We start from the raw sequence: 7,846 nt of genomic DNA, 5'->3' as shown, positions 1-7,846 counted from the left end.
ACCAGCCGCTCTGGCGGTGCGTCCACCGGCGGGCGTGCGCCCGGCCCGCCTCGTCGGCGAACGTGACCTCGCCCGGCTCCGGGTGCTCCACCTCGCCGGAGAACGCCTCGTAGACCTCGTCGCCGGCGGCCGGGCGCACCACCAGGCCGCCGTCGACCCGCGCGGTGTCGATCGCGGCCACGGGGACGGCGAACGCCAGCGACACCGCGTTGCACAGGTCGACCACCGGGTGCAGGCGGGGGAGCGCGCCCTCGCGGCGGAACCGGCGCAGCAGGGACTCGGCGGCGCACCGGTAGCGCGTGGGTTTGAGGCCGAGCCGGGCGAAGGCCCGGCGCCACGCCTGGATCTCGGCCAGCTCGGCCTCCGAACCGGCCTCGGCCAGCCGGGCCTTGGCGATGGCGGTATAGGCGTCGATCCGGTGCTCGACGTCGGCGCCGGGGGTGACGCCCTCGGCGGCGAGCACCCCCGCGGCGAGGCCGGGGAAGTCCCGCCGGATCGCGGGAGCGTGCTGGATGTACATGGTCGGCCTCGGTTCCTTCGGACGGGTGGTGCGGTGGTGCGGTGCTGCGGTTCGCCGGGTGACGCGGGCGGCGGGGCCGGGCCCGGGCGACCGCTCAGACGCCGGCGAGGGCCAGGCGGACGCCGAGCGCGGCGAACGCCCCGGCGAGGACGCGCCGGATCCAGGCCAGCAGCGAGGGGCGGGACAGGACGCGGTCGCGCAGGACCGCGGCCGCCGTGCCGTAGCAGGCGAACACCAGGAACGTCAGCAGCGTGAACACGGCGCCGAGCAGCGCCATCCGGGGGACCGCCCCGGGGGCGGACGGGTCGACGAACTGCGGAAGGAACGCCAGGAAGAAGATCGTCAACTTGGGGTTCAGCAGGTTCATCAGCACGGCGGAGGCGATCACCCGGCGGGTCGAGCGGGGCGCGGGGTCGCCGGGAGTGATGGCGAGCGACCCGCGGTCGCGCAGCGTCGCCCAGGCCATGTAGAGCAGGTACGCCGCCCCGGCCCAGGTCAGGGCCCGGAAGGCGGTGCCGCCCGCCTGGAGGAGGGCGGCCAGTCCGGTGAGCGCCAGCAGCGCGTGCGGCACGGTGCCGAGCGTGCAGCCGACCGTCGCGACCACCGCCGCCCGGGTGCCGCGCGCGAGCCCGGCGCCGAGCGTGTACAGCACCCCGGTCCCGGGGGTGGCGATGACGACGAGCGAGGTCAGCAGGAACTCCAGGGTCATGGCGGCCTTTCCGGTGCGGCACGTCGCGGGGCTCGGACCGCCCCTCCGTCCGCAAGCCTGCCGCCCCAATGGCCTCCCGAACAGGTCCAAACAGCGACCTCTCGACAGGTCCATAACCCCTCCCACCACGCTGCCCCTCCGCCGCCGCCCGCGCCCTCCGCGCTCCGGGCTGCCGCCGCGCCCCCGGGGCCTCGCCGCCGGGTCCGGGATCTCCAGCGCCCTGCGGCGGTCGGGCGGCGGCAGGGGGCGGCCGCGGCCGGTGACGGGAGGCGCGGCCCGACCGGGCGCCCGGCGCCGTCCGGCCGCCGGGTCCGGCCGACCGGGGCCGCAACCGGCCGGGCGGGGGCCGCAACCGGCCAGGGGGCGCGCTCCGTCGCGGTCCGCCACGTAGCGTGTCCGTGCGCGGCCCCTGCACCCGTCCGGGCCGCGACCGCCCGCGCGACCGTGCGTCGCCCTCCGGCGTCCCGACCGTGCCCACGTGCGCGGACGGCCCGCCCCGACCTCGACCCGGCGCGCCCCGCGCCGGCCCCCTGAGATCCGGCGAACCGATACGGAGATCCCGCATGCCCGTGAAGACGTCCCTGGCGGCCGCCGCCGCCCTCCCCCTCCTCGCCGGTGCGCTGATCGCGTCGGCCGCGCCCGCGAGCGCGGACGCCCCGATCCTGTTCGGGTCGGCGGCCGCCGAGGCGCAGGACTGCGTCGTCGGCACCCTCGGCAACGGGGGCGGCTACGCCACCTGCACCGGGGGCGGCAGCCACCGCGCCGTCGTCATCTGCGGAAACGGCGCCAACGTCAACTACGGCCCCTGGCGCACCTCCAACGGCACGCGCTCCTCCGCCTACTGCGACGTCCCCTACGTGGTCTCCCGCGTGGGCGTCCAAGTGGCCTGACCCCCGTCGGCCGGGGTGGGCGGCGGCCGGCCGCGCGGTGCGGGCCGACCCGCCGCCCACCGGTTCCGGACCGCCTTCGGTCCACCGGTTCCGGGCCGTCCGGAACCGGTGGACCGCCCCTTCCGGACCGGCCGCCCGGCGGTGGGCTCCGCCGGGGCACCCGCCCGCACCTCCGGTGGAGCGGCGGCGCACCTCCCGGCCCCGCCCTCGGCGGCGGTGGCCGCCCCGCGCGCCCGGTGCGGGGGCAACGGGCCTGGTCTGCGGTATTTGGTGTGAGATGTCGCGGTTGACATCGCACGTCACGCCACCTCACCATTGCGGACACCCGTTTCCGCCCGGTGTGTCGGGCCGGTCGGAAACGGTCGTCACCTGGCGCGAGAAGAGGGGCCGATGCGGATGCGCGAAATCCTGATCGTCGGAGGGGGCCAGTCGGGCCTGCAACTGGCACTGAGCCTGCAGGAGCACGGGTACGCGGTCACAGTGATGACGGTGCACAGCCCCGAGGAGCTGTACACGGGGCGGGCCGTGTCCATGGGGGTCATGTTCGGCACCGCGCGCGCCGCCGAGCGGGCGTACGGCCTGGACTTCTGGGAGGACGAGGTCCCCCCGCTCCACGGCATGCGCATCAGCGGGTACACCCCGGAGGGCGCCCCGGCCTTCACCTGCAACGGGCGGCTCGCCCGGCCCGCCCAGTCGATCGACGAGCGGGTCAAGATGGCGGTCTGGCTGGAGGTGTTCGCCGAGCGCGGCGGGCGGGTCGTGCTGCACGGCGCCACCGTCACCGACCTCGACCGGCTCGCCACGATGTACGACCTCACCATCGTCGCCACCGGGCACAGCGGGCTGTCCGACGTGTTCCCCGTCGACCGCTCGCGCCCGACGGCGCGCATGCCGCGCGTGGCCACCGCCATCGCCTACATCGAGGAGGACCCGCGCCACCCCGACCCCGACGCGGTGGGGGTCGACATCGTCCCCGGCCTCGGCCACGTCATCGGCTGGTCCGGGTTCTCGGTGAACGGGCGGTGCCGCATGCTCGCGGTGACGGGCGCGGCCGACGGCCCGCTGGCGCGCCTACCCCGCCGCGTCACGCCCGAGGGGCACCTGGACGTGCTGCTCGACATCATCCGCACCCACCTCCCGGAGCGCTACGAGGCCTACCGCGGGGCGCGGCTGGCCGACCCGCGCGCGGTCGCCGTCGACCACGCCAACCCGCAGGTCCGCCACCCCATCGCGCAACTGCCGTCGGGGCGGTCGGTGCTCGGCATGGGCGACACCGTCGTCGTCACCTCCCCGGCCCTCCAGCAGGACGCCAACAACGCGAGCACGGCCGCCAGGCTGTACCTGGAGGCGATCCTCGCGCACGGCGACCGGCCCTTCGACGAGGCCTTCATGCGCGCCGCCTTCGCCCCCTACCTGGACTACGCCGGCCCGTTCACCGGGCAGGTCGCGGCCCATCTGCACTTCAACCCGCCCTACGTGACCGACTACGTCGCGGCGGCCGAGCGGTACCCGGAGCTGGCGGACCGCTTCGTGAACGGGTTCGACGACCCGGCGGGGCTCGCCGCGTGGTTCACCGACGAGGCGGCCACGCGCGCCCTGGTGGCCGAGGCCGAGAACGCGGCGGCCGAACCCCCGCTCGCCCACGCCTGACCCCGCTCGCCCACGCCTGACCCCGCCGCCCGGCCGGCCCGCGCCGGTCAGGCGGCGGTGAGCGCGACAGCGGCCGCCCAGGCGATGTAGCCGAGGTTGGCCACCAGGCGGACATACCCGGCGAACGGGCGGTCCAGCCATCGCGGCCGGTCGGGGCGCGCCCGGCGCAGGGCGTCGAGGTGGGTCGGCAGGTAGGCGGTGATGAGCGCGGCGGCCGCCCATCCGCCGGCCGCCCGGGTCGGGGGCGCCAGCAGGAGCGCGCCCACCGCGATCTCCGCCGCGCCGCTGACGGCGACGATCGCCCCCGCCCGGCCGAGCCAGGGGGGTACCAGGGAGCGGAAGTAGGCGGGGAAGGCGAAGTGGGCGGCACCCGCCGCCAGCAGGAAGGCCGCCAGGGCGGCGGTCGCGATAGCGTGCATGGCGTGATGGTGACCGCAACGCGGGCATGGGCGCTTGAACGGAACGATCGCCGGCTCGCCTTCGTCTCCGGTCCCGGCGCGACCATGTTCGCCGAGTCCGGCGCGTCCGGGGTGACCGCCCATCGGCACCCGGCGTGGAAGGTGGTCCTGCCGCTCGGCGGCCGCGTCGAGGTCCGGCCGGACGGGGGCCGCGCGTTCGCGGCGGCCGGGGTGGTCGTGCCGCCCGAGTTCGCCCACGCCTGCGCCGCGTCGTCGGCCTATGTCGCCCTCTTCATCGATCCGTGGGACCTGCCGCCCGGGCCGGGATGCCGCCGCCTCGACGCCTCCGTGGTCCGGCGGCTGCACGCGGCCCTGGGGGACACCGGTACCGGGGCCGACCTCGGCGCCGCCCGCGCCGAACTCGCCGCCCTCGTCGGCGGAGGACGCCCGTTGGACCCGCGGGTGGTCCACGCGATCCGGGAGAGCACCCGCGTGGACCCCCGCGACCGCATCCAGGACATCGCCGCCGACGTCGGGCTCTCGCCGCCCCGGCTGCGCGCCCTGGTGCGGGAGTCCGTCGGCATCCCGCTGGTACGGCTGCGGCGATGGGCGCGGCTGCGCGCCGCCGTCGCCGGCCTCTCCGCCGGGTCGGTGGCCGCGGCGGCGGCCACCGCGGGCTTCGCCGACCAGGCGCATTTGGCGCGCACGGCGCGCGGTCTCCTCGGGCGTCCGCCCGGCTCCATCGCCGGGGCGTCTACCTGAGTGGAGCGGGGCGGCCATCGGGCCCGGCCCGCTGCCGATGCCGGGGCGGGCGCCGCTGTTCCGGGGCGCGGCGGGAGGATGGCGGCATGACCCCCGACACGCACCCGCCCTCGGCGGTCGACGCCGACGCCCTGCCGGCCCTGGCCGGCGGCCACCACGCCCGCACCGCCCGCCCGGAGGGCACCCGCGAGGTGGCCGGGCACCTGGTGAAGACCTACGCCCTGGAGGCGCCCGGCCGGACGGTCGCCGCGTCCGGCGCGGCCGCCGCCCTGGACCTGGCGGCGGGCCACCTGGCGCTGGGCCGGGCCCGCGGCTCGCTCGGCCTGGCCGTGCTCATCGTCCACGCGGGCGGGGACGGCGACTACGTCCTGGTGTCCACCTGGATCGAGGGCCACATGTCGGACCTGGCGGTCTTCTCCGGACCGGCGGACCGGCCCGACCTGCTCCGGCCGGGCCGGGCGGGGCTGGCGCCGTGCGTGTGGGAGGCGGCCGTGCTCGCCCACGAGCGCGACGCGTTCTCCCGCCACGTGCTGTCCGGCTCCGCCCCGACCGCCCGCCCCGGCCGCCCGCCGGGGCGGGCCGGTCACGCGCGGACCGCGATCGCGCCCGAGGGGCAGAGCCGTACCGCCTCCCGCGCGGCGGCGCCGTCCGCCGGCCGGGCGTCCAGCAGGACCACCCGGCCCTCGTCGTCGTCCTGGCCGAACACCGCGGGCGCGACGAGCGCGCACATGCCCGCGCCGACGCAGACCGCGCGGTCGGCCTCGGCCCTCACGCCGGGCCTCCCCAGGCGACCGGCAGCCGCCGCGGTCCGTGGATCGCGGAGCCCTCCCGCATCGGCACCTCCTCGGCCGGGACCGCCAGGCGCAGGTCGGGGAACCGGGCCATCAGGGCGGGGAGCGCGATGCGCAGTTCGACGCGCGCGAGCTGCTGGCCCAGGCACTGGTGGATTCCGTGGCCGAGCGCGAGGTGGTGGCGGGCGTTGTCGCGGTCGAGGCGCAGCGCGCCGGGATCGGGGAAGACGCCGGGGTCGCGGTTGGCGGCGGGCAGGGAGACCACCACCGTCTCGCCCGCGCGGACCCGGTACCCCGCGAGTTCGACGTCCTCCAGCGCGGCCCGGCTCGGCGCGCCGGCGCTCAGGATCGACAGGTAGCGCAGCAGCTCCTCGACCGCGCCCCCGGCCGGCCCGGGGTCGGCGCGCAGGGCGGCGAGCTGGTCGGGGTGCCGGAGCAGGGCGAAGGCGCCCAGCGCGAGCATGTGCGCGGTCGTCTCGTGCCCGGCGACGAGCAGCAGCAGCGAGATGTTGGTGATCTCCTCATCGGTCAGCCCGGGTTCGGCGGCCAGCGCGTCGATGAGGCCGCCGCCGGGTTCCGTGCGCCGGCGCCGCACCTGGCCGCCCACGTAGGCGGCGAGCCCGTCGGCGGCGGCCTGCGCCCGCGCGGCGGTGCCGTCCGGGGAGAGCATGGCGGCGGTCAGCTCCTGGAAGTGCGCGTGGTCGGCGTAGGGCACCCCCAGCAGTTCGCAGATCACCAGGGAGGGGATGGGCAGCGCGAAGTCCGGCACGAGGTCGCGGGGCGCGCCGTCCCGGGCCATGGTGTCCAGCCGCTCCTCGGTGATGCGGGCGATCCGCGGTTCGAGCCGCCGCATGCGCTGCACGGTGAAGTGGCGGGTGAGCAGCCGCCGGTAGCGGGTGTGCTCGGGGGCGTCCATGTCGCCGAAGAAGCCGGGCGGCGCCGAGGCGACCGGGGCGCCGGGGCGGATCGAGCGCAGGACGCCGTGCTTGAGCTCGCGGCGGATGCTGAACCGGGGGTCGCCCAGGACCGCGCGGGCCGCCGCGTGTCCGGTGACCAGCCAGCCGACGTGGCCGTCGGGGAAGGCGAGGCGGGTGAGCGGGCCGCGGGCACGGAGTCCGGCGAGTTCCGGCGGGGGGTCGAAGGGGTGGTGCGGGTCGCGGCGCACGGGCAGGACGACCGGTTCGGCGGTGGTGGCGCCGGTCGCGGCGCCGGGGGGTGTGGACATGGGTCCCCTCGCGAGTGGAGCGGGTGGATGTTCGCGTCGATGCTCCAACTTTGAGAGTCGACTGTCAATATCGGAGTCAACTCTCGTTGTGCGACCGCTCTCCCTTTCGGGGACGGGGGCGCACTATGCTGGGGTCCGCGGTGCGCCGGCGTCCGGCGGACGGGCGCGCCGCGCCGTCCCGCCGAGCGGCCGGATGGGGCCGGTACCGGTGACCGGAGGTCGAGAGAGCTGTCCACCAACGTCCGCGCCCCCTCCGGCGTGTGGGAGCGCAAACGCGCCAAGGCAAGGAACGCCATCCAGCGCGAGGCGCTGCGGCTCTTCGCCGACCGCGGCTTCGCCGCCACGACGGTGGAGCAGGTGGCCGAGGCCGCCGACGTCGCCCCCAGCACCGTCTTCCGGCACTTCCCCACCAAGCAGGACCTGCTCGTCCTCGACGGCTACCACCCGCTGCTGGTCCCCCTCCGCGAGGCCTTCGCGGCCCAGCCGGCGGAGCGCACGGCCCTCCAGGCGCTGCGCGGCGCCCTGGCGGCGGTCTTCGCCGCGATGCCGGACGCCGAACGCGCCGCGCGCTACGAGCGGGACGTGGCCATGGTGACGATCCCCGAACTCTGGTCGGCCAACCTCGGGCTGGTCGCCAAGGGGATGGACGCCATCGCCGACCTGGTCGCGGAGCGGTCGGGCCGCGCGCCCGACGACGCCCGCGTGCGCGGCCTGGCCCGCGTCGTCTCCGGCGCCTGCTTCGCGGCCCTCCTCGACTGGTCGCGCAACCCCGAGGGCGACCCCGCCCAGGCGATCGACGAGGCCCTATCCCACATCACCGACCCCCCACCCCTCTAGCCCCCGCCCTACACCCAGGCTCACCCCCCACGAATCCCCACGCTCGCCCCATGCGACATATGCG

At 77.1% G+C, this 7,846-nt stretch carries 9 protein-coding genes; 4 read left to right on the top strand and 5 right to left on the bottom strand.

What is annotated here, in order from left to right; all coding sequences use genetic code 11:
• On the bottom strand, nt 1-520 hold a 520-nt coding region (locus tag NT8_RS13430), incomplete at its 3' end, for a B3/B4 domain-containing protein (RefSeq protein WP_067968586.1).
• A 94-nt stretch (nt 521-614) separates the two neighbouring features.
• Nucleotides 615-1,229, bottom strand: a complete 615-nt coding sequence (locus NT8_RS13425) for a LysE family translocator (protein ID WP_067968582.1) — start codon at nt 1,227-1,229, stop codon at nt 615-617.
• Between the two features lie 563 nt (nt 1,230-1,792).
• Between NT8_RS13425 and NT8_RS13420 the strand changes: the two genes are divergently transcribed.
• Nucleotides 1,793-2,119, top strand: a complete 327-nt coding sequence (locus NT8_RS13420; protein WP_067968578.1) for a hypothetical protein — start codon at nt 1,793-1,795, stop codon at nt 2,117-2,119.
• 390 nt (nt 2,120-2,509) lie between these two features.
• Nucleotides 2,510-3,769 (top strand): styrene monooxygenase/indole monooxygenase family protein, encoded by a 1,260-nt coding sequence (locus NT8_RS13415; protein ID WP_067968574.1) that lies wholly within the window; start codon nt 2,510-2,512, stop codon nt 3,767-3,769.
• A 47-nt stretch (nt 3,770-3,816) separates the two neighbouring features.
• Here the strand turns inward: NT8_RS13415 and NT8_RS13410 are convergent, their stop codons facing one another.
• Nucleotides 3,817-4,188, bottom strand: a complete 372-nt coding sequence (locus NT8_RS13410; RefSeq protein WP_067968571.1) for a MauE/DoxX family redox-associated membrane protein — start codon at nt 4,186-4,188, stop codon at nt 3,817-3,819.
• A gap of 6 nt (nt 4,189-4,194) precedes the next feature.
• On the opposite strand from NT8_RS13410, the gene NT8_RS28640 reads away from it, so the two are divergent.
• Nucleotides 4,195-4,929 carry a helix-turn-helix domain-containing protein gene (locus NT8_RS28640; protein WP_217999172.1) on the top strand — a complete coding sequence of 245 codons (735 nt, stop codon included), beginning with the start codon at nt 4,195-4,197 and terminating at the stop codon, nt 4,927-4,929.
• A gap of 583 nt (nt 4,930-5,512) precedes the next feature.
• Here NT8_RS28640 and NT8_RS13400 read toward each other — a convergent pair.
• Complete coding sequence (locus NT8_RS13400) at nt 5,513-5,701, bottom strand: ferredoxin (protein WP_067968568.1); 189 nt, start codon at nt 5,699-5,701, stop codon at nt 5,513-5,515.
• A complete protein-coding gene (locus tag NT8_RS13395) occupies nt 5,698-6,945 on the bottom strand; it encodes a cytochrome P450 (RefSeq protein ID WP_067968564.1) in 1,248 nt (415 codons plus the stop codon). The genes NT8_RS13400 and NT8_RS13395 overlap by 4 nt, the downstream gene beginning before the upstream one ends.
• Nucleotides 6,946-7,203: 258 nt before the next feature.
• On the opposite strand from NT8_RS13395, the gene NT8_RS13390 reads away from it, so the two are divergent.
• Nucleotides 7,204-7,782: a TetR/AcrR family transcriptional regulator gene (locus NT8_RS13390; protein WP_157515763.1), complete on the top strand. Its 579-nt coding sequence runs from the start codon at nt 7,204-7,206 to the stop codon at nt 7,780-7,782.
• The last annotated feature ends 64 nt before the right edge of the window (nt 7,783-7,846 follow it).

It is taken from the genome of Nocardiopsis trehalosi NBRC 14201 (genome assembly GCF_001552555.1).
Taxonomy (GTDB): Bacteria; Actinomycetota; Actinomycetes; order Streptosporangiales; family Streptosporangiaceae; genus Nocardiopsis_B; species Nocardiopsis_B trehalosi.
The sequence above is the reverse complement of the archived record's forward strand: the minus strand, read 5'-3'. Positions and strand labels throughout refer to the sequence as shown.

Coding starts and splice junctions, on each gene's coding strand:
- NT8_RS13425 (WP_067968582.1), bottom strand. CDS start 1,229: ATGACCCTGGAGTTCCTGCTGACCTCGCTCGTCGTCATCGCCACCCCC.
- NT8_RS13420 (WP_067968578.1), top strand. CDS start 1,793: ATGCCCGTGAAGACGTCCCTGGCGGCCGCCGCCGCCCTCCCCCTCCTC.
- NT8_RS13415 (WP_067968574.1), top strand. CDS start 2,510: ATGCGGATGCGCGAAATCCTGATCGTCGGAGGGGGCCAGTCGGGCCTG.
- NT8_RS13410 (WP_067968571.1), bottom strand. CDS start 4,188: ATGCACGCTATCGCGACCGCCGCCCTGGCGGCCTTCCTGCTGGCGGCG.
- NT8_RS28640 (WP_217999172.1), top strand. CDS start 4,195: ATGGTGACCGCAACGCGGGCATGGGCGCTTGAACGGAACGATCGCCGG.
- NT8_RS13395 (WP_067968564.1), bottom strand. CDS start 6,945: ATGTCCACACCCCCCGGCGCCGCGACCGGCGCCACCACCGCCGAACCG.